The following is a 20,919-nucleotide window of genomic DNA, read 5'->3' as shown; positions in this document are numbered from 1 at the left end:
CAATGCCCCATGTCCCTCCCCGAATCCGTTGATCCTGTGTCCCGCCGTACTGTCCCAACGTACTGGCGTTGGTCAACCGATTGGCGCTGGTCGGTAGTGCTTGCTCTATTAACATCTGGGCTGGCAATCTGGGTGATTGGCGATTTTAGTCACCCACTTTCCGACGGCAACGACACCGATCAGTTTGAGTACGTTGGCTATTTTTTCGGCAAGAATCTATCGCTCTGGCCGTTCCCGCACCTTAACTTAGTCAACAACCAAACCTTCTACCCGTACGGCACTAACAGTGTCTTTCTTGACTGGGGTTTTGAGCGGGATTATTGGTACACCATCTGCCGCCATCTGTTTGACGGCCCCGGCCCCTACCTCCAACCTTATTACGTCTACAGCCTGACGGTTACCGCTTTGGGCACATACGGGTTATTGCGTCCTGTGGCAGGTTCGGCGAAAGCGTTTGTTGCTGGGCTGATTCTGTCCATCTTCAATTTTTACGCCCTCTACAAATTCCCCGTTCACATGAACGTCTGCGTAGGCCACTGGACGGTTTTATGCATGATCGCAACCTACCGACTGCTGTGGACAGTACTAAATCGGCGTGTTGTTACGTTTCCCTATCTGCTGGTCTGGATCTGGTTACACGTACTGGTTCTGGGGCAGGAACTAGGCTACGTAGCGGGCTTTGCGCTGACGTTTACGACCTTGACCATACCCGTCGTAGTGATATCACTCTACCAGTGGAACCGCACCCTGGCAGACGGGTTTCAGGTAGTTAAGAGTTACGTCCAGCACCAGTATCAGACCCAAAAATGGCGCATTTGGGTGCTGATCAGCGGGGTTCTATTTACTCTCTGGTTATACTTGCCCCTGACGCTCCAGATCGCGTTCACGGCCTGGCAGGCAGACTATGGGGCAGTACCCGAAACCCGGGCGTGGTCGCATCCCATTCGCTTACTGATCCCCCACCTGCCGGGATTAAATTCGTTTTTCGTGCCGTACCAGCGCTGGCTGCACGATACGTTTGAGAGCTACGGTCAGGGAAGTCCGGGACTTTACCTGGTCATTCTGGGAGTGGTTAGCCTTTGGCAGACGCGCCGGAAGGTGCTACTTTGGTTACCCATCGTGCTGATGCTCCTGCTTTGTCTGTTTTACCATCCGGTTTCATTCCCGACGCTAAAATTATTCCCCTGGTTTAGTTTTAATCGGCACGGTGGCCGCGCCAGTTTAATTTACCCGGTTCTGTTCACGCTGCTGGCCTTATCCGTTCGCTGGCCGGATCGCCGAACCTCTCGCTGGGCAGTCTATTCTTTAGGCCTGCTTATGGTGATGGAGTGGACACATGGCTTTCGACCCCGCCTGTATATTCCGCTTGACACGGTTGGCGATGACGTATTACAGTATTGCGCTACGATTCGGCAGCAACCCGGCGCTGCTGTACTTGATTTCCCGTTCTGCACAATTGGCGCCGATGGCATTGGCGCCCCCGAAGGACTTTGTCCCTACTACGATCAGCAGAATGCCGTTTTTACGTTCCGACGGTTTTACGATAAAAGTGGCGTAGGGCAGTATTTCGGGCGACTACCGCCGGATCAGATCCAACCTTTTCTGCGCGATGGCTGGCCCCGGCTCCTGACGCCCGGCCGGGTATTTACCAGCCAGGATTGGCTCTTTCTGGATCATTTTCTGCGGCAGAATGACTTCGCAGGTATCAACCTGTATCCAGATTTACTGACGCCCGAGCAGGTCGCCGGTTTCTACCAGCACTACGGTCAACCCATCGCGCAAACGCGCTTTCCGGCCGCCGGGCGGGTCGTGTTTATTCCATTACAAGCTACCGTTTCCGACGCCGGGAAATAAGTCAGAACCCACCGCAACATTGCTGGAACTCCTAGCGTATTAGACTAGTAAAAAGCCCGCCCGCGTATGGTCTGATCGTATACGTTTCTTCATTTTTCGGCAATTCCTGTACATACATGCGTCGTTTCCGTTCGCTTAGTCCGTTCGTCCATGTTGCCTTGCTTGGCTTTAGTTTATTCAGTTGCCAGCGAGACAGCGAAGAGATTACCAGTCCCGATTGTCTAGTCAAGGCCTCAGCCAACAATGGAATCGCCATTGCGGGTTCTTATATCGTTACGTATCAGCCCACACAGCCGTTGCCCACGGCAGCGAACGCCCGTCTGGCCACTACCGAAGCGCTGGCCGAGCAACTCTTGCGGCAACATGCCGTCGTCAATCCGCAGGCGCAGGTCCTTGCTACGGGCGATCAAACCCATTTCCTGGCTCAGCTAACCAACAGCGAAGTAGCCAAACTCCGGCAGGACCCAACGATAAGCCTAATCGAACCCGATCGGATTGTGTCGATGTGCAGTTGTGTCGACGTAGCAACCACCTCTACCCTAACCTGGAACGTGCAGCAAACCGGGTATGGTCGGGGCGACTTACAAACGAGCAAAACCGTCTGGGTTATTGATACCGGCATCGACCTCGACCACCCAGACTTAAACGTTGATGCAACCCGTAGCCGGTCGTTCGTAAGTGGTAAAGCCTCCGCCGACGACGAAAACGGTCATGGTACGCACGTGGCCGGTATCATCGGGGCCAGGAACAACACCATCGGTATAACGGGGGTAGCCTCGGGCGCTACACTGGTGTCACTACGAGTGCTTGACGAAGAAGGCGAAGGTCGCCTGTCCGGTATCATTCAGGCCATTAACTACGTAACGCAGAACGGGAAAGCAGGCGATGTAGTCAACCTTAGCCTGGGGGGCGAAAGCACGTCCTCGACGCTCGACCGGGCCGTGCTTCAGGCGGCTAATGCGGGTATACTGTTTGCCATCGCTGCGGGAAACGACAACAAAGTAGCTGATAATTATTCACCGGCTCGCGTCAACCACGCTAATGTTTTCACGGTATCGGCCATGGATAGTCAGAACCGGTTCGCGTCGTTCTCCGACTACGGTAGCAGCGTTGATGTGTGCGCTTATGGTGTTCGGATTCGCTCCACCTACAAAAACGGTTCGTACGCCACCCTGAGTGGTACGTCGATGGCAGCTCCCCACGTAGCCGGACTACTGTTGATCCGCGGGAGGAATCTGCCGACGCATGGCACTGTTACCGGCGATCCCGATAACGCACCTGATCCCATGGCGGGCGAAGGAAATTAACAGGTTTCTATAGTAACTCAACTGATGGTATCGAAAGCTTCATTGGTAATCTGCGGTCAGGATTTTCATTTTCCAGTTCATTCTCTCTATCTTTGAAGCCCAATAGGTGTGACAGGCGGCACGAATCAGTGCCGTTTTTCATAAAAGAAATAATCTATTTATTCTATAGAGTTCAAACACTATGCAATCTGAGGACATAGTGCCGTCCACTTCACTCGCTGGTACATCGGCAACCAGTGGACAACTGATCGATTTAAACGGTTTGACCATTAGTGTGCAGGGCGATGCTGATCGGGCGATCGAACAGGCGCAGGCGCTCCGTAAAACTTTTCCTACGGCCAGGGTTGTGGTATCGGCCTCAAATCCGATGCTACGTCGCCGGACGCGCACCGAAATTGCCATCTACGTCTTCGCAGCGCTTGCGCTGATGATTGTCGGCCACTGGGTGTTCAGCTACTTCACTCTGGATCGGCTGACGGTACTCGCTGGTTCAGTCAATATCACGCCTGATATCTTTTACTTCATCATGGCCGGGTTCGTGGCGCAAATGATCGATGGGGCGCTGGGTATGGCGTACGGTGTTACAGCCACTACGTTCCTGACCAGCGTCGGAATCAGTCCCGTCTTCGCTACCGCCAGTGTCCACAGCTCGGAGATTTTTACGTCGGGGGTTTCGGGGTACATGCATTTAAAGTTCGGGAACATCAACAGCCGACTTTTTAAGGCCGTATTGATTCCGGGTGTGATTGGTGCTGCCCTGGGCGCTTATCTGATCACAACCCTGTCGGATCTGGAGATCATTTCCAAATACCTTAATCCTATCATTTCGGTTTACACCGCTATTCTTGGTGTTCTCATTTTAAAGAAAGCGCTGGCTAAACAAAAGAAAAAGACGCCCGTCCGGCGGATTGGTTTGTTGGCCTGGTTCGGTGGTTTCGTTGATGCCATCGGCGGGGGCGGCTGGGGTCCTATCGTCAATTCGACCCTGATTGCCGCGGGTCGGCATCCGCGTTATACAATTGGATCGGTCAACCTGGCCGAGTTTTTTGTTTCCTTTGCCAGCTCCGTTGTCTTCGCGCTATTTGCCGGCCTGGGCAACTACGGATTAGTCATTTTAGGGCTGATTCTGGGCGGGATGATTGCGGCTCCCATCGCGGCTCTCTTGTCCAGTCGCCTACCGATCAAAACGATGATGGTATTAGTCGGAATCGTCATTATCATCGTAAGTTTGCGAAAGATCATTTTATTTTTCTAGAGACAAAAGATGATAGACACAGGAAGATAGATACCTACTGATCCAGTGAACGTCTTTTCTGCTAACAGTCTTTCCTCTAGCGTCTTTTCTTATTATCCTAATGAAGAAGCAAACCAAAGCTATCCGGATTCAGACGAAAAAATCGCCGAATCGGGAACACTCTGTCCCTCTTTACCTGACATCGAGCTTCGCGTTTGAAAGCGCCGAGCAGGGTAAAGCGTTATTCGAAGAAACTGAAGAAGGAAACATCTATTCCCGGTTTTCGAACCCGAACGTAACGGAGTTCGTCGAGAAAGTGTGCATGCTGGAAAATGCCGAAGATGGCATTGCCACCGGCACGGGCATGGCTGCGGTTTTCGCCAGTATGGCGGGTTTGCTGAAATCAGGGGATCACATTGTTGCCTGCCGGGCGCTGTTCGGTTCAGCCCACCAAATCATCACGCAGATTTTAAGCAAATGGGGCATTACCCATACCTACGTCGACGCAACCGCGACCGAAGAAGAGTGGGAAGAAGCCATCAAAGCCAATCCCACTACCGGAACGCCGGCCGCTAAGATGGTCTACCTCGAAACGCCGTCGAACCCCGGCCTCGAACTGGTTGACCTGACGATGCTAGCGCGGCTGAAAGCCAAATACAACTTCATTCTGAACGTTGACAACTGCTTCGCGACACCAATCCTGCAAACGCCCATCGATTTCGGGGCCGATCTGTCGATCCACTCAGCTACCAAGTTCATGGATGGACAGGGACGCGTACTGGGCGGAATCGTGGTAGGCCCGAAAGAGCTGATTCAGCCCATCCGGTTCTTTGCCCGGCATACGGGTCCGTCGCTGTCTCCCTTCAACGCCTGGGTGCTGTCGAAAAGCCTCGAAACGCTGGAATTGCGTATGGAACGGCATTGCCGCAACGCCCAACAACTAGCCGAAGCGCTGGAAGCGCTGCCCGACGTCGATCGTGTACTCTACCCGTTCCTCCCCTCGCATCCTCAGTACGAACTGGCTAAACGGCAGATGGGGGCTGGCGGTGCGATTGTCACCATCGAGCTGGCGGGTGGTTTCGAGCGCGTGAATGCCTTCTTTGATGCCCTGCAAATTCCAACCCTCTCGTCAAACCTGGGTGATTCGCGTACGATTGTTACGAACCCAAATACGACTACCCACGCTAAGCTGAAACCCGAAGAAAAGGCCGCCCTCGGTATTACGCCCGGCCTGATTCGCATTTCGGTGGGTCTGGAAGCCATTGATGACCTGATCGAAGACTTCACGCAAGCCATCGAAAAGTCTACCGATGTGGTAGCGGCCGACGTGGTAAAAGAGAACGTAGCGTAGTTAAACAATCTGAACGGTTCTGGCCTATGCGTCTGCCTTTAATCTTGTCCTCTTTCTTACTACTGTCAGCTGCGTGTTGGGCACAGAAAAAACCATTACGCGTTGGTGTGGCAGGGCTGGTGCATTCGCATGTGCACCAGGTACTGAATACAATTGGCAAGTCAGGCGATATTGAGGTAGTAGGTATTGCAGAGCCAAACCGTGAACTGGCCGAACGTTTTGCCAAACGGCATAATTTTCCGATGAGTCTGGTTTATCCGACGGTGGCCGAGATGATCGCGAAAACCAAACCCGAAGCCGTGATGGATTACAGCCGAATTGTGGATCATCGCAAGACGGTCGAAGTCTGCGCTCCGGCGGGTATCCACGTCATGGTTGAGAAACCTCTGGCGACGACCTATGCTGATGCGAAAGCGATGGCCGCGTTGGCTCGTAAGCATAATGTTCAGTTGCTGACAAACTACGAAACGACCTGGTACGGTAGTAATCACAAAGCCTACGCCATTGCTAATACCGAAAAAGCCATTGGCGACCTACGTAAAATTGTTGTTCATGATGGGCACGAGGGACCAAAGGAAATCAACGTCGATCCCGAATTCCTTGCCTGGTTGACCGACCCCGTTGCTAATGGTGCCGGAGCCTTATTTGATTTCGGCTGCTACGGAGCTAATCTGTCGACCTGGCTCCTGCGTAACCAGCGCCCAACGTCAGTCCTGGCCGTGACCCAGCAGATCAAACCGGATATCTATCCCAAAGTTGACGACGAGGGAACAATCATCCTTACGTACCCAAAGACGCAGACGATTATTCAAGCGTCGTGGAACTGGCCGTTCAGCCGGAAGGACATGGCCGTTTATGGGCGTACGGGTTACGTAACGACCATTGATGGAACGCGGATGCGCAGTCGTTTGCCCGGCGAGAAAGCGGAGCGTGAGCTAGTGGCTAGTCCGTCGGATGCACCAGCCACTAATCCGTTTACGTATCTGGCTCAGCTACTGCGGGGTGAAACCAAACCTGATGAATTAACGTCCTTAGAAAACAACCTGATCGTGGTGGAAATCCTTGATGCCGCTCGACAATCAGCGAAATCGGGAAAAGCGGTATCGCTCAACTAAGTGAATAAGCAATGAGGATATTTACACTTCCTACATTACTTATACTGATTCCCAGCACGTTTGTCTGGAGTTTTCTGCTGATCACACGTTGGCGTCATTTTAAAGCGTATCTGTTGACCAACGCTGGCCTGTGTGTGCTATGCGTTGCTTCAATCAGCTTCCTGATCCGTAACGATTCAGATGGTTGGGGAATGGTTGTACTAGGCATCCCGATCCTATATGGATATTTTATACTTAGCATTCTGACGGCATTTTTCATCAGAGCTAAACTTTTGTAGTACTATGCTAGCAGAACCAACTAACCACACGCGGGAAAGCCTGACCGAGCAATTGACAGGCTTATCGGAGGTCGACGCGCTGCGTCGGCTGGCTGAACTGTATCCTGGTCAGGTCGTCTTCTCCACCAGTCTGGGGTACGAAGACCAGGTCATTACCGACATGATTCTGGCCAATGATATTCCTATCCGCATTTTCACGCTGGATACGGGCCGGATGTTCTCAGAGACCTACTCAGTCTGGAAAAAAACCAACGATCGCTACGGCACCAAAATAGAAGCTTATTTCCCCGACCGGCTGGCCGAAGAAAAGCTGATGACCGACAAAGGTCCGTACAGCTTTTATGATTCGGTTGAGAACCGGAAAGAGTGCTGCGGTATCCGTAAAATCGAACCGCTGAACCGGGCGCTGAAAGGTCAGAAAATCTGGATTACGGGAATTCGGGCGGAACAATCGCCTAACCGTCAGACGATGACGCAGGTAGAACGTGATGATGCCCATGACCTGTTTAAATTCCACCCGTTGATGGACTGGACGTTCGACCAGGTTAAGCAGTACGTCAGCGATAACCACGTACCCTACAATCCGCTCCACGACCGGGGTTTTGTCAGCATTGGTTGTCAGCCCTGCACCCGGGCGATCCAGCCGGGCGAAGATTTCCGCGCCGGTCGCTGGTGGTGGGAAGACAACTCGAAGAAAGAATGCGGGCTACACACCCACGAAGAAGCATTCAAACCATAATAAAGAGCGAGAGAGTGAAAGAGCGAAAGAGCGTTTTTCAGTGCAGCTAGCTTTCACTCTTTCGCTCTTTCACTCATTCACTCTTTTGTCATGGATTATTTAGATCAACTTGAGTCCGAAGCCATTCACATCATGCGGGAGGTGGCCGGACAGTTTGAGCGTCCCGCCCTCCTGTTTTCGGGTGGAAAGGATTCGATTACGCTGGTACACCTGGCCCTGAAAGCTTTCCGGCCCGGCAAATTTCCGTTTCCGCTGGTCCACATCGATACGGGCCATAATTTTCAGGAAGCCCTCGATTTTCGGGATAATCTGGCAAATCAGATTGGCGAAAAATTAATCGTCCGTTACGTGGAAGACACGATCCGCACGAAGAAACTGAAAGAGCCAACTGGCCGCAACGCCACCCGAAACGGCTTACAGACTTTTACGTTACTCGACACCATCGAAGAATTTGAGTTCGACGCCTGCATTGGTGGCGCCCGTCGCGATGAAGAGAAAGCTCGCGCTAAAGAACGGGTCTTTTCGGTACGTGATGAGTTCGGCTCCTGGGACCCTAAACGGCAACGCCCCGAACTCTGGAACCTCTACAACGGTCGGATTCACAAAGGCGAGAACGTACGGGTATTCCCTATCTCGAACTGGACAGAACTTGACGTCTGGAACTACATCCGGCGCGAGAAAATTGAGCTTCCAAGCATCTACTTCGCCCACGACCGCGAATTACTCGTGCGCGATGGCAAGCTGATGGCCACCGCCGGGGGCGTTATCAAGCCCGAGGCAGACGATCAGATCGTTACGCGTCGGGTCCGGTTCCGCACCGTCGGCGACATTTCCTGCACAGCGGCTTCTCCATCGGAAGCCAACACGCTCGACGCCGTAATCGACGAAATCCAGGCGACACGCATCTCGGAACGGGGCGAAACCCGCATGGATGACCAGCTTTCGGAAGCCGCCATGGAAGACCGCAAAAAAGGCGGTTATTTTTAATTTTTGAAAAAGCGAATGAGCAAACAGAAACTATCTGCCCTTCACTCATTTGCTCTTTCTCTCATTCACTCATTGAGTTCATGGACTTACTCCGCTTTATAACCGCCGGTTCGGTTGACGACGGCAAAAGCACGCTCATCGGGCGGCTTCTTTACGACTCCAAATCGATTCTGGTCGATCAGCTTGAAGCCATTGAGCGGGCCAGCAAAAGCCGGGACGATGGTGAAATCGACCTTGCCTTGTTGACCGACGGGCTCCGCTCGGAGCGCGAACAGGGGATCACCATCGACGTAGCCTATCGCTATTTTCAGACACCTGTTCGCAAGTTTATTATTGTTGATGCGCCGGGGCATATTCAGTATACCCGCAATATGGTGACCGGTGCGTCAAACTGCCAGCTGGCTATTGTCCTCGTCGATGCCCGGCACGGAGTTGTCGAGCAGACTCGGCGACACTCCCTGATTGCAAGCTTGCTGGGCATTCCGCACATCGTTGTAGCGGTCAACAAAATGGACCTGGTTGACTATTCGCAGAATATCTTCTCAGATATCTGCATCCAGTACGCAGACCTCGCCAAGAAGCTACATGCGAAGCAGGTCACCTACATTCCCATGTCGGCCCTGAACGGCGACAACGTAGTGGATAAATCAACGTCAATGCCCTGGTACGAAGGCCCAACGCTGCTGGAGCACCTGGAAACCATTGAGCTTACCAACGATCTGGGCGTTCAATTGCCAGGCCGATTCCCGGTGCAGTACGTGATTCGTCCGCAGACAGCTGACCTGCACGATTACCGGGGTTATGCGGGAAAAATCACCAGCGGTACGTTCCGTAAGGGCGACGCGATCACCGTGCTTCCTTCCGGCGAAACGTCCACTGTCGACGCGATTGAAATTGCCGGTACACACCTGGACGAAGCTGAAGCTCCCCAGTCAGTCGTCCTTCATCTGTCAAATGATGTTGATATCAGCCGGGGTGACCTGATCGTGCGCTCGGATACACTGCCGACCAGCAGTCAGACGATCGAGGCTATGCTGTGCTGGATGGACACAAAAGAATTCAAGGTTGGCAACAAGTACGTCCTTCAGGTTGGAACCTCCCGTACGCGTTGTTCAGTCCGGGAGATTGCTTACCAGTTAAATGTCAATACGTACGAGGAAACCGAAGATGTCGATAGTTTAAAACTAAACGACATGGCGAAGATCGTACTGCGTACGGCTCAGCCTGTCAGCTTTGACCCGTATCAGCAAAACCGCACGACTGGGGGGGCTATCCTGATCGACGAAACCAGCAACGTAACCGTTGGTGCTCTGATGCTGATCGGCGAAGCGTAAGCCGTTTTTCGACGCAGTCACGAACACGGTCTCTTTGCGTAAGTTGGTAGCCTTTTACTTAATTAGTTCTATCATAATTTTCTTCTTTTTTCAAAAAGCCGGAGCTACAGTGGTGACTCCGGCTTTTTGTTGGTAGCCGATCCGCCGAAACCATTATCTCATAGCCTTAGTTGTCTTAATAGCGACTACTTCGTAGTTTACAAGAATCATGCAAGGCAACACAGGCACCATACGGATCTGGATTCACCTGCTGGGCAGCTTTTTAACTGCCTGGCTGCTTGCCTTATTGCCCGGAGAAACCGATTCCCGTCTGGTCGGAGACCGGCAGGCTTTCGTTGCCAGTCTGACCGAGCAAGACGACGAAACCGATCAGTCAACTTGCTCAACGGTTTTATTTGCTCATGCGCCCGCGGCCTGCGTCAGTTCCTGGCCGGGCGCATCCTCGTCGCCGTCGCTTGCTTTCTTGCCGCAACCGATTGCCGCCTTTAGCAACGACCTTCTTTGTCTGCTTAACCGGCCGTTGCAGGCTTCCTTTTTCTCGTTCAGTTTTATCCGGCAGATTTTTCGCTATCAGATTGCGATTAACGCCCCCTGATTTTTGCCCTACATTTTAGGCGACCTGCCTGTTGTTTAGTTGGTTAGCTATCATTCTTTTCCAGCCTAATTAAGCTCGGTTCATTCAGGTCGATACTGGCTCCAGATTACGTGGCCAGTCTCTTGTCTATCTATCATTCTCCTCAAACGTGACTGGTAACATTGACTTGTTACACACGTCTATACCTCATTTTACGATAGTATATGGTTACTCAAGCTATTGCCCCAACAAAATCACAAACCTGGCTTCGTCTGGCCAAAGACGTAGGCTTTTTAAGTGCTGGCGTCCTTTGCGCTGGTATGGGTCTTAAAGGATTCCTTTTGCCCAATAACTTCCTGGATGGCGGAGCCATGGGAATTTCGCTGCTGATCGAAATAACGACCGGCATCAACCTGGCAATCCTGGTCGTGCTGGTGAACATTCCATTTATCTGGATGGGCTACCGGCAGATTTCGCCTGGCTTCGCGGCCCGTACAATTTTTTCCATTGCCCTACTGGCCATCTGTCTGGTACTGGTTCCGTACCCGACTATTACGTCCGATAAACTGTTGATCTCCGTTTTTGGCGGTTTCTTCCTGGGGGCCGGTATTGGACTGGCCATTCGGGGCGGTGGTGTCCTGGATGGTACGGAAGTACTGGCGATTTACATCAGCCGCCGGTCGCCCTTGTCCGTTGGCGACGTAATTATGCTGATCAACGTTCTGATCTTTGGTTCGGCGGCCTTACTGATTAATGTCGAAACGGCGCTCTATGCCATGCTGACGTACCTGGCCGCGTCTAAAACTATTGACTTCTTAATCCATGGTATTGAAGAATACACAACTATGCTGATCATTTCGGATCAGCACGAAGCCATCCGCCAGATGATTACCGAAGAGATGGGGCGGGGCGTTACGGTCCTAAAGGGGGAAAAAGGCTACGGCAAACGTGGTCTTCGTCAGAATGATACGAATGTACTTTACACCGTCGTCACCCGCCTGGAGGTAGCCCGTTTAAAAGATCGTGTTGACCAGATTGATCCAAAAGCGTTTATCATTAACCACGGTATTGACGATGCCAAGGGGGGAATGGTTAAAAACCGACCGTTGCACTAATATCGTCGTACTACTGAATACTTAAAGTAGAAATATAACACCGGAGCTCATGGAAACATGACTCCGGTGTTTTTCCTGCAACCATTCAGTTCCTTTTACTCCGTCGCTCAATTAGTCACTCATGAGTAACTACCACATTCTGCTGGTTTTGCTGGGTATTGCGGTACTAGCCGTGGCCTGGCTGCCTTCAGTAGTCGATCAGTACCCACTGTCTTACCCGATTATTGTTGTCGTGATGGGATTGCTGGTCTATCTCCTGCCGCTGCCCCTACCCGACCCCAGTCCGTTCGAGTATCCCAATATAACCATGCACCTCAGCGAGCTATGCGTCATCATTGCCCTGACCGGTACTGGTCTCCGAATTGATCGACGCTTTACCCTGAAGGCCTGGAAAATTCCACTTCGGCTGGTGATTCTTACCATGGTGATTACCATTGCCGTGATGGCTTTTATCGCCTTCGGTATTGGGTATCCACCGGCCTCGGCGTTGCTGCTGGCAGCTTCGCTGGCTCCTACCGATCCCGTTCTGGCGGGCGATGTACAGGTAGGGGAGCCGGGCGAGGGGAAAGAAGATAACGTCCGATTTGCCTTGACGGGTGAAGCCGGTATGAATGATGGTCTTGCGTTTCCGTTTGTGCACGGCGCTATTGCTTTGCTCCCGACGCTTATGCCCCTTGAGGCTCGACTGCTTCACTGGCTCTGGTTTGATGTACTCTATGAGATTGGCACTGGTATTCTTTTTGGCTGGCTCTGGGGGCGTTTACTGGCATTATTGATCGTTCGTTTCCCCAAAAAGATCAACATCCGCCCCGAAGTGTACGGCTTTGTCGTCCTGGCGATTACGTTGATTACGTACGGCGTTACCGAGCTTATTCACGGCTACGGGTTTCTGGCGGTCTTTGTGGCGGCTATCACCGTACGCAGCGTCGAACGACACCACGAATACCATTTACGCATGCACGACTTTTCGGACCAGATCGAGCGTCTGTTCATTGTCGTACTCCTTATCCTGTTTGGTGGGGCTATCGGAAACGGCTTACTGAACGCGCTGACCTGGCCGGATGCGGCCCTTGGGTTGGCGTTACTGTTTATCGTTCGGCCACTCGTCGGCGTGGTAACCCTGCTGGGTACGCGGGCTTCCTGGGCCGAGCGGTGGGTCATCTCAATCTTTGGTATTCGCGGGATTGGTTCGATTTTCTACATCGCCTACGCCCTTAACATAGCCGTCTTCCCCGAACCACATCGATTATGGTCGCTGGTCGGCTTCGTCATTCTAGTCTCTATCATCCTGCATGGGGTGCTGGCTACGCCGGTTATGCGCTGGCTCGACCGGAAGCACGGACGGCTTCGGCCAGTAACATCCAGACAAAGTCAATAAACTAAAACCGGAGCAGCCACCTAATAAAGAAAACAGGTGCTGTTTCTATCAAAACGGGTCGCTGTCTAGTTATCTACGGAGATACATCAGCCTTATTCAATGATTATAGAATTGTATGTTGCCCCGGATTCGAATCAGTCAACGACCGTCGATTCGCCGATTTCAAATACGGAGGGTGAACTACCCGAACAGGAACCTACGCTCGACCCTGACAACCTGTTGGGCAGTTTCGATTCCCGCGAGGAAGCTATAAACTTTGTCCAGAATCAGGCCGCTACGCAACAGCAGGAAGTTGCTGATACGCAGAGCGCGCCATTCAACGCCTACACACACGTCGAATGGCTGACGGTCACGGTAAAAAATACGGACCAATCCACCCAGACTACCAATTACTATCTGGTAACTGACGAAGGCTACTAAGCCGGTCTACGAGCCAGCTGCGCCCGGATACGGCTCAATGACGGTCCCTTAACGCCGAGGTACGATGAAATATGGCCCAGCGATACCCGATTCAAGATATCAGGATAGTTGGTTAGCAGATCGACGTAACGTTCCTCAGCCGTTTGCATCAGCAGACTTTCGGCCCGGCTTTGGTTGAAAAGGAAATACTGTTCGGCCAGGAGCCGACCAAAACGTTCCCAGCCGTGAGAGTCGCGGTAAAGCTGTTGCAGGTTGTCTTTATCGATGACCAACAATTCGGCGTCTTCAATAGCTTCGATCAGGTACGGGCAGGTTGTCTGCATCAGCAGACTCATCAGCGAAGTCAGAAAGGTGTGTTCCTGAATGAAATACAGGTTGTGCTCCAGGCTGGTCTTTGGATCAACGTAATAAACCCGGAAGATACCTTTGAGGATGAAGCCAACCTGTCGACAAACGGAATTGCTGAAGTTAAAAAAGTCGTGTTTAGCGATAGTCCGGGGTTGCCAGAATTCTCTACCTAATTGGTAATCCTCCTCCGACAATTGGGCAAATTGCTGAAGATGACTATGTAGACTGGTGTAGTCGATAGCACTCATAGCGCAGGCTGCTTAATCAATTCAGCCGTGACAATACCAACAATATTTCCTTGTGCGCAGTTGCTTTTTAACATAGGTGAAAAACGGGCCTAACTCGGCACTATATCTTTGTATCAACAATAAAACCTACACAAATCTAATTCACTTAATCATGAAAATCACCCGTAATGCTTCGGCCCACTGGGCAGGGACTGGTAAAGATGGTAAAGGTACGCTGACTTCGGCCAGCACGGTCTTAAACAACACACAGTACTCGTTCAACACGCGCTTTGCCGATGGCGTCGGTACCAACCCGGAAGAACTGGTAGCTGCGGCTCACGCCGGCTGTTTCGCTATGCAGTTGGCCTTCAACATTCAGCAGGCTGGTTTTGCGGCTGATTCGCTGGACGTTAAATGCGATATTACGCTGGAAGATAGCGGCATCACCAGTTCGAAATTAACGCTGAAGGCAGCCGTACCAGGTCTTGATCAGGCCAAGTTCGATGAACTGGTTGATCATGCCGAGCATAACTGCCCGATCTCAAAACTATTTAATACAACGATCAGCGTGGACGCTACCCTGGCGTAAGCACCCACAACAACTGCCACTAACCAAAAGCGCCCCCGAACTGAGTTCGGGGGCGCTTTTGGTTAGTGGCCAGTCAACATATGGTCGTCTCATTTATCCTGTCCGAAAGTATGCCTGGAGCGAAGTCGGCTTTAGTCAGTGATACTCTTCTCCCTAAACGCTTATGCCTACTGCCGTCAATCGTCGCGACTTCCTCAAGGCAGGTGCGGTCGTTTCGTCATTCTTTATTGTCCCCCGTCACGTATTGGGTGGCCCGGGCTTTTTAGCCCCCAGTGATAAGATCACGATGGGGTTTATCGGCTGCGGTCGCCAGAGCGTTGGCCTGCACAAAAACTTCCAGAAAATTCCAGAGACGCAGATTATTGCTGGTAGTGACGTGTATACAACTAAGCTGGACACGTTCGTGCAGACTAACAACCAGCTCTACGCCCAGCAAACCGGCGAGTCAGGTTATAAAACAACCGAAGCCTACCCTGATTTCCGGGAGCTGCTAAACTGTAAGGATATTGATGCCGTCGTCATCGCCGTCCCCGATCATTGGCATGCGGCCATTGCGGTTCGGGCAGCCGAGGCTGGCAAGGATATCTACTGCGAAAAACCCCTTTCGCTTACGATTCCCGAGGGCCGGGCCATGGTTAAAGCAACCCGGAAGCACAAGCGCATTTTTCAAACCGGCAGCATGCAGCGGTCCTGGAAGGAGTTTACGCAGGCCGTTCAACTAGTACGTAGCGGAGCCATTGGTACCATTAAGCAGGTAAACGTCAGCGTAGGCGGCCCACCCAAAGACTGGGATTTGTCGGCAGAACCCGTACCGACGGGCCTAAACTGGGATTTATGGATGGGGCCTAATGAAATAGAGCGTCCTTACAACAACGTATTGGCTCCGGCCTTGAGGGCAACGTTCTGGGGAAAGTGGCGTGATTACCGAGAGTTTGGTGGCGGTTTAATGACCGACTGGGGAGCCCATATGTTCGATATCGCTCAGTGGGGCCTCAATATGGATCAAAGCGGCCCCACCGACGTAATTCCACCCGGTGGTAACAAGGGGGAAGGCCTAGTTTACAAGTACGCTAATGGTATTACGATGACACACCAGCCCGTGCCCGGCAAAAACTTCTGTCAGTTCATCGGTACGGATGGGGAAATTCTGGTGGGCCGGGGCGAGTTGAAAACGACTCCTTCGGGTTTAGCGGATAAAGTTTTTGAACCGTCAGACTATAGCTTCCAAACCAGTACCAACCACTATCAGGATTTTCTGACGGCGATGAAAACCCGGAAACCGCCCATCTGCGACGTAGAAGTAGGTCATCGCACGGCCAGCGTCTGTACCATTGGTAATATTACCTACCGACTGCAGCGACCATTACGTTGGGATCCTGACAGAGAGCGGTTCGAGAAGGATGCAGAAGCCAATAAGCTACTGAGTCGCCCCATGAAGAAAGAGTGGAAAGTTTGATTAAGCGGTCTTGTTCAATCCCTAAATCATACCGCACTTCTGATCCTAAAATGGCCCTGTTTCTGTCCGTACAAGTTGGTAGAATCAGGGCCATTCGCTAAAAGACTGATCTAATCATACAGGTTTAGGTTGACACCCCTCCGGCTTGCTCCTACTTTTGTTTTGCCTTACGGAGATAAATTCTCTGGTTTTGCTGCTGTTATCGACGTTGGTTGTCAGCACTATTCATCGAGGTAAGCCTGGTCCTCTAAGTTTTCAGTCAGTTGCATATTCTCCTTTTTACGCTTTTTGGGTTACTCATCGACGCATTCGCCAGTGCTGGTTCACTTTCAACTGCCTCCCCACGCCTACTGTCAGTCGAGTATCGATCGGTAGACTCACGAACGGCCCCCACTCCTCCCCGCCAGCGCCAGACAGACAAACGTAAAAAGGCGAAGCAGAAACCAGCGAAAGTCGCCAAACGCACCGCGAAGAAGAGTACACCATCCAAGAAGACGACGGGTCGGAAACGGGCAGTCGTGGCGGCTCCCGCCCCTACTGTTAGCCGAAAGCCACTCAGCGGCACGGTTTATTACCTCGCGTCGGGACACGGCGGCCCCGATCCGGGCGCACTGGGCAAGTATGGCAAATACCTCCTGCCCGAAGACGAATACGCCTACGACGTAACGCTTCGACTGTCGCAGTACCTGAAACAGTTGGGCGCTACGGTCTACATGATCGTGCATGATCCCAACGATGGAGTTCGAAACGAATCCGTTCTGAAAATGGATCATGATGAGGTTGCTTACCCCAATAAACGCATTCCGCTGAATCAGGTTGCCCGGCTTAGCCAGACCTCAATGGCCGTCAACCGGCTTCATGCGAAATACAAAGGAGCGTACCAGCGCTTTATTACCATTCACGTCGACAGCCGTAGTAAGGGACAAAACATTGACGTTTTTTTCTACCACCACGAGCAGAGCGCGGCCGGAAAACGACTGGCGTACCATATTCACAAGCGATTTACCGCCAATTATCGGCGGCACCGGCCAGACCGCCCCTATTCGGGTAACGTAAAACCACGGGGTAGCCTGTACGTCATTCGAAACAGCCACCCAGCAACAGTCTTTATTGAATTAGGCAACATTCAGAGCGCCCAGGATCAAAAGCGCTTTCTGATTGCTGACAACCGGCAAGCCCTGGCCAACTGGCTCGCGCAGGGCATTCTGGACGACTACCGCTCCCGCTGAAGCGCTTAGCTGATTACGGTATCTTCATTACGTTACCCATTGGTATCCGGGTTAGCTGGCTCCTCGAACGGCCAATCTACTTCGCTTCTGTAACCTCCAGTACCACGCTGGCCCGGCGAACATCGACATTAGGATTGAACCCGATCGTCATCAGATAATTTCCTGAGTACGTCGCCGTAGCATTCGTATTGATTGACGACTTGGTCCCTGGGTAGACGTTCAATTCGCGAACTGAATACGTTTTGATCGGGTCCAGTCCTGCCAATTTGATGGTACCCTTACTACCCGAACCGTAACGGCTACTCACCAGATACGAAAACCAGACCGCTTTATCTTTACTATTGTTAACGTACATCAACGACGCGACATCGCCCTCGTAGGGCGACGCCAGCCGGTATTGATCACCCTGCCAGATAACGGGTTTAAGCCGATCGTACGTTTTTAGAGCCTCCTGACTGAACTGCAACTCCTTCTCGTCGAGTTTGCTCACCACAATGTCATAGCCCATTTTTCCCATCATGGCCACGTCCGTACGAAATTTGATGGGCTGTTTTCCCCAGTCGGTTATGTGGTTGCAGGTGGCAACGGCCGGGAAGAAATAGGAGTAATTCCACTGAATAAAGATTCGCTCCAAGTCATCGGTATTGTCGCTGGGCCAGAACTCGGTGAAGTACCGCAACGAACCATAATCCACGCGGCCCCCGCCCCCGGAGCATAACATCAGGGGTAGCTTCGGATATTTGGTATGCACCCGTTCCATCACCTTGTATAAACCGTGCACGTAATCGACGTACAGGTGCGATGGATTGGGATTGGTGGCCGAAAAAGCGTTGTATATGACGGCGTTACAGTCCCATTTGATATACGCCAGCGACGGATTCTTCGTCATGACGCCATCCACAATACCAAAGACGAAGTCCTGTACCTTGGGGTTTGACAGATCGAGTACGAGCTGATTACGAAAGTAATATTCCTCCCGGTTCGGGAGTTTCAGTACCCAGTCGGGATGTTTCTCATAGAGTTCGCTCTTGGGACTGACCATTTCGGGTTCCAGCCAGATACCGAATTTGATACCAGTCTTCTCCGCTTCACTCACCAGATAGCCCAGCCCATGCGGCAGCTTGGCCTTGTTCTCCTGCCAGTCGCCCAGTGAGGTATGGTCGTTGTTGCGGGGGTATTTGTTACCGAACCAGCCATCGTCAAGCAGGAACATGTCGACGCCCAGCTTTTTGCCGTCTTTAAAGAGGGCCGTTATTTTCTCCTCGTTGAAATCGAAATACGTAGCCTCCCAGTTGTTGAGTAGCGTCAGGCGATTCCCCTCTCCCTGCGGAATCCGGTGCTTACGGGCCCAGCGGTGCAGACTCCGGCTGGCACCTCCCTTACCGGTCGTAGAGTACGTAAACAGGAAAGCGGGGGTGGTGAATTCTTTGCCCGGTGCCAACGAGTAGGCTGATGCGTACGGATTGATCCCCGCCATGAAGCGCAGGTTATGCAACGGGTCAACCTCGAACGCGATCTGGTAATTTCCCGACCAGGCCAGCGTACCAGCCAGGACGTTACCCTCATTTTCCTGGGCGGGTTTATCCAGGGCCAGCAGGAACGACGGAGGCTGAAATAAGTCAGCCCGCGTTCCTAGTTTGGTATCCAGCACTTTTAGCCCTTCGGTTAGCGCTTCCTCACGGGGGTTCATTTCGCGCGCCCAATCACCGTGAAAGTGGGTCAGGTAATAGTTCTCAGCGGGAACATAGAGGTTAGCCGATGCGTATTTGTGCAACGTAACGGCCTTTTTCTCGCTGTGCTTAATCGTCAACCACTGTTCGATGACGTCCTCATCGGGGTAAGTTTTATAATAAAGCGCGACCTCAAATGGGTATTGCGGATCTTTCAGGTAGATGGTTGTCAGCGTAGCCCCGTCCCCGTCGGGTTTACTGTCGTGCCGGACGTAACGCAGGTCCAGCGATGGATTGCCGTCGGCGTGGGTAACCTGAATGGCGGGTTCCAGCAGATTACGGCTGCCAGCGGGGGTGTAAGCCGAATTATAAAGTCCGGTATAATCCTCCCCCCGCTTGCCATTACCTGAAATCCGGGCGTACTCCCCGGGGCGACTTAGTTTTGCTCCGAGGTGAACGATAATGGGATTTTTGTCTTTATCGATTCGAATCACCAGAGCCGTCTGCCGGGTTTCAATAACAATATGCGAGTCGTCCGGTGGGTTCGGGGCACTCAGGCCCGTTGCCAGGCTGAGTAGTAGCATAAATTGACAAAGGAGTAACGTTCGGATCATGGGGGTTCAGGTTAGCCGCTCAAAAATAAGCAAAGTCCCCGTTGTCTGCCTATCTACTAGCTCCCATACTTACCTAGTTCGCTTGAAACACAATCAGGGGCAACCGACGTATCTGCGCAATTGACCCTGATCAATACTTAGTACCGGTTGCTTTTATTGCAGGACGGCTTCGACCGTTACTGGAAAGTGGTCTGATGGAAAACGGTGGTCTTCCTGATCGGTCAACGCACCGTATTTATTGACCTTGAACTGCTTGCTCACGAAGATGTAGTCAATCCGGTCTTTCATCGGCGCGTCGAGTTTGAAACCGGTGAACGTACCCACGGGACCGTAGGGAGCCATAGCCGTCGCCTGGAAAGAATCGCTGAGCAGCGTCTGGATGGTCTTCACCTGCTCCGTATCGGGCGTCGAGTTCAGGTCACCCACGAAAATGACCGGCTCGTTTTTTGCAATTTCTTTGATCTTCTGCGTCATTAACTTTCCTGACTCCCGACGAGCGACAACTCCCTGGTGATCAAAGTGTGCGCTGAAAAAGAAGAATTCTTTTTTAGTAATCTTATCCCGGAATTTAGCCCACGAACAGATGCGATTGCAGCACGTAGCGTCCCAGCCTTTACCGGGTTTATCAGGCGTTTCACTCAGCCAGAAATCGCCGGACTTCCGCACCTCGAAGCGATCCTTTTTGTAGAAAATAGCCGAGTGCTCACCAGCTTCCTTACCGTCGTCGCGCCCTTTGCCCAGAAAGGCAAACTCGTTCAATTCGGCAATATCGTTCAGCTGACCACGCAGGGCCTCCTGCGTACCGAAGATCTCAAAGCCGTGATACTGGATCAGCTTTTTTACCATCTCTTTCCGGTTAGGCCAGGCGTTAGGACCATCACTGGGGTTGTTGAAACGTAGGTTGTACGAAGCAATCTGAATGGGCGTAGTCTTCTGCGCCACCGCTGTCTGCAACAGCAGCGTGCTTCCTAAAACAAATAAGGCAACTATTTTTTTCATACCACAAACGTAAGCATTGTTAACTATACGGTCATACGTTGGTAGACGTAAGACTAGAGTAGAAAGAGAGGACAGCCTTCATCTACTTTTCACTTGTCTTA

At 52.1% G+C, this 20,919-nt stretch carries 18 protein-coding genes; 15 read left to right on the top strand and 3 right to left on the bottom strand.

Annotated features, from left to right (window positions below):
* The first annotated feature begins 9 nt into the window (after positions 1-9).
* The 12 genes from ACYVAD_RS18155 (at position 10) to ACYVAD_RS18100 (ending at position 13,686) form a co-directional block, all read left to right on the top strand.
* Complete coding sequence (locus ACYVAD_RS18155) at positions 10-1,854, top strand: hypothetical protein (protein WP_461140937.1); 1,845 nt, start codon at positions 10-12, stop codon at positions 1,852-1,854.
* 116 nt (positions 1,855-1,970) lie between these two features.
* Positions 1,971-3,161 carry a S8 family peptidase gene (locus tag ACYVAD_RS18150; RefSeq protein WP_461140936.1) on the top strand — a complete coding sequence of 397 codons (1,191 nt, stop codon included), beginning with the start codon at positions 1,971-1,973 and terminating at the stop codon, positions 3,159-3,161.
* Positions 3,162-3,342: 181 nt separating this feature from the next.
* Complete coding sequence (locus ACYVAD_RS18145; protein WP_461140935.1) at positions 3,343-4,416, top strand: sulfite exporter TauE/SafE family protein; 1,074 nt, start codon at positions 3,343-3,345, stop codon at positions 4,414-4,416.
* Positions 4,417-4,516: 100 nt separating this feature from the next.
* Positions 4,517-5,746, top strand: a complete 1,230-nt coding sequence (locus ACYVAD_RS18140) for a trans-sulfuration enzyme family protein (RefSeq protein WP_461140934.1) — start codon at positions 4,517-4,519, stop codon at positions 5,744-5,746.
* Positions 5,747-5,772: 26 nt separating this feature from the next.
* On the top strand, positions 5,773-6,861 hold the full coding sequence (locus ACYVAD_RS18135; RefSeq protein ID WP_461140933.1) for a Gfo/Idh/MocA family protein: 1,089 nt from the start codon (positions 5,773-5,775) through the stop codon (positions 6,859-6,861).
* Between the two features lie 282 nt (positions 6,862-7,143).
* Positions 7,144-7,878: a phosphoadenylyl-sulfate reductase gene (locus ACYVAD_RS18130; protein WP_461140932.1), complete on the top strand. Its 735-nt coding sequence runs from the start codon at positions 7,144-7,146 to the stop codon at positions 7,876-7,878.
* Between the two features lie 90 nt (positions 7,879-7,968).
* A complete protein-coding gene (cysD, locus tag ACYVAD_RS18125) occupies positions 7,969-8,865 on the top strand; it encodes a sulfate adenylyltransferase subunit CysD (RefSeq protein WP_461140931.1) in 897 nt (298 codons plus the stop codon).
* An 80-nt stretch (positions 8,866-8,945) separates the two neighbouring features.
* Complete coding sequence (locus ACYVAD_RS18120; RefSeq protein ID WP_461140930.1) at positions 8,946-10,199, top strand: sulfate adenylyltransferase subunit 1; 1,254 nt, start codon at positions 8,946-8,948, stop codon at positions 10,197-10,199.
* 208 nt (positions 10,200-10,407) lie between these two features.
* Entirely contained in the window at positions 10,408-10,794 is a 387-nt protein-coding gene (locus tag ACYVAD_RS18115) for a hypothetical protein (RefSeq protein ID WP_461140929.1), read from the top strand.
* A 203-nt stretch (positions 10,795-10,997) separates the two neighbouring features.
* Complete coding sequence (locus ACYVAD_RS18110; RefSeq protein ID WP_461140928.1) at positions 10,998-11,888, top strand: YitT family protein; 891 nt, start codon at positions 10,998-11,000, stop codon at positions 11,886-11,888.
* A gap of 121 nt (positions 11,889-12,009) precedes the next feature.
* A complete protein-coding gene (locus tag ACYVAD_RS18105; protein ID WP_461140927.1) occupies positions 12,010-13,266 on the top strand; it encodes a cation:proton antiporter in 1,257 nt (418 codons plus the stop codon).
* A gap of 99 nt (positions 13,267-13,365) precedes the next feature.
* On the top strand, positions 13,366-13,686 hold the full coding sequence (locus ACYVAD_RS18100) for a hypothetical protein (protein ID WP_461140926.1): 321 nt from the start codon (positions 13,366-13,368) through the stop codon (positions 13,684-13,686).
* Here the strand turns inward: ACYVAD_RS18100 and ACYVAD_RS18095 are convergent.
* A complete protein-coding gene (locus tag ACYVAD_RS18095; RefSeq protein WP_461140925.1) occupies positions 13,683-14,282 on the bottom strand; it encodes a Crp/Fnr family transcriptional regulator in 600 nt (199 codons plus the stop codon). The genes ACYVAD_RS18100 and ACYVAD_RS18095 overlap by 4 nt on opposite strands.
* A gap of 151 nt (positions 14,283-14,433) precedes the next feature.
* Here ACYVAD_RS18095 and ACYVAD_RS18090 point away from each other — a divergent pair, with 151 nt between their 5' ends.
* The 3 genes from ACYVAD_RS18090 to ACYVAD_RS18080 all read left to right on the top strand — a co-directional run bounded on the left by ACYVAD_RS18090 (position 14,434) and on the right by ACYVAD_RS18080 (position 17,535).
* Positions 14,434-14,850, top strand: a complete 417-nt coding sequence (locus tag ACYVAD_RS18090; RefSeq protein ID WP_461140924.1) for an OsmC family protein — start codon at positions 14,434-14,436, stop codon at positions 14,848-14,850.
* Between the two features lie 163 nt (positions 14,851-15,013).
* Positions 15,014-16,306, top strand: coding sequence for a Gfo/Idh/MocA family protein (locus tag ACYVAD_RS18085; RefSeq protein ID WP_461140923.1), 1,293 nt, complete (start codon positions 15,014-15,016; stop codon positions 16,304-16,306).
* A 263-nt stretch (positions 16,307-16,569) separates the two neighbouring features.
* On the top strand, positions 16,570-17,535 hold the full coding sequence (locus tag ACYVAD_RS18080; protein WP_461140922.1) for an N-acetylmuramoyl-L-alanine amidase family protein: 966 nt from the start codon (positions 16,570-16,572) through the stop codon (positions 17,533-17,535).
* A gap of 76 nt (positions 17,536-17,611) precedes the next feature.
* Here the strand turns inward: ACYVAD_RS18080 and ACYVAD_RS18075 are convergent, their stop codons facing one another.
* Both ACYVAD_RS18075 and ACYVAD_RS18070 read right to left on the bottom strand, forming a co-directional pair.
* On the bottom strand, positions 17,612-19,789 hold the full coding sequence (locus ACYVAD_RS18075; RefSeq protein WP_461141151.1) for an alpha-galactosidase: 2,178 nt from the start codon (positions 19,787-19,789) through the stop codon (positions 17,612-17,614).
* A 183-nt stretch (positions 19,790-19,972) separates the two neighbouring features.
* Positions 19,973-20,818: an endonuclease/exonuclease/phosphatase family protein gene (locus tag ACYVAD_RS18070; protein ID WP_461140921.1), complete on the bottom strand. Its 846-nt coding sequence runs from the start codon at positions 20,816-20,818 to the stop codon at positions 19,973-19,975.
* Positions 20,819-20,919: the final 101 nt, after the last annotated feature.

It is taken from the genome of Spirosoma pomorum (assembly GCF_054776615.1).
This window is presented reverse-complemented; position numbering and strand designations above follow the sequence as displayed.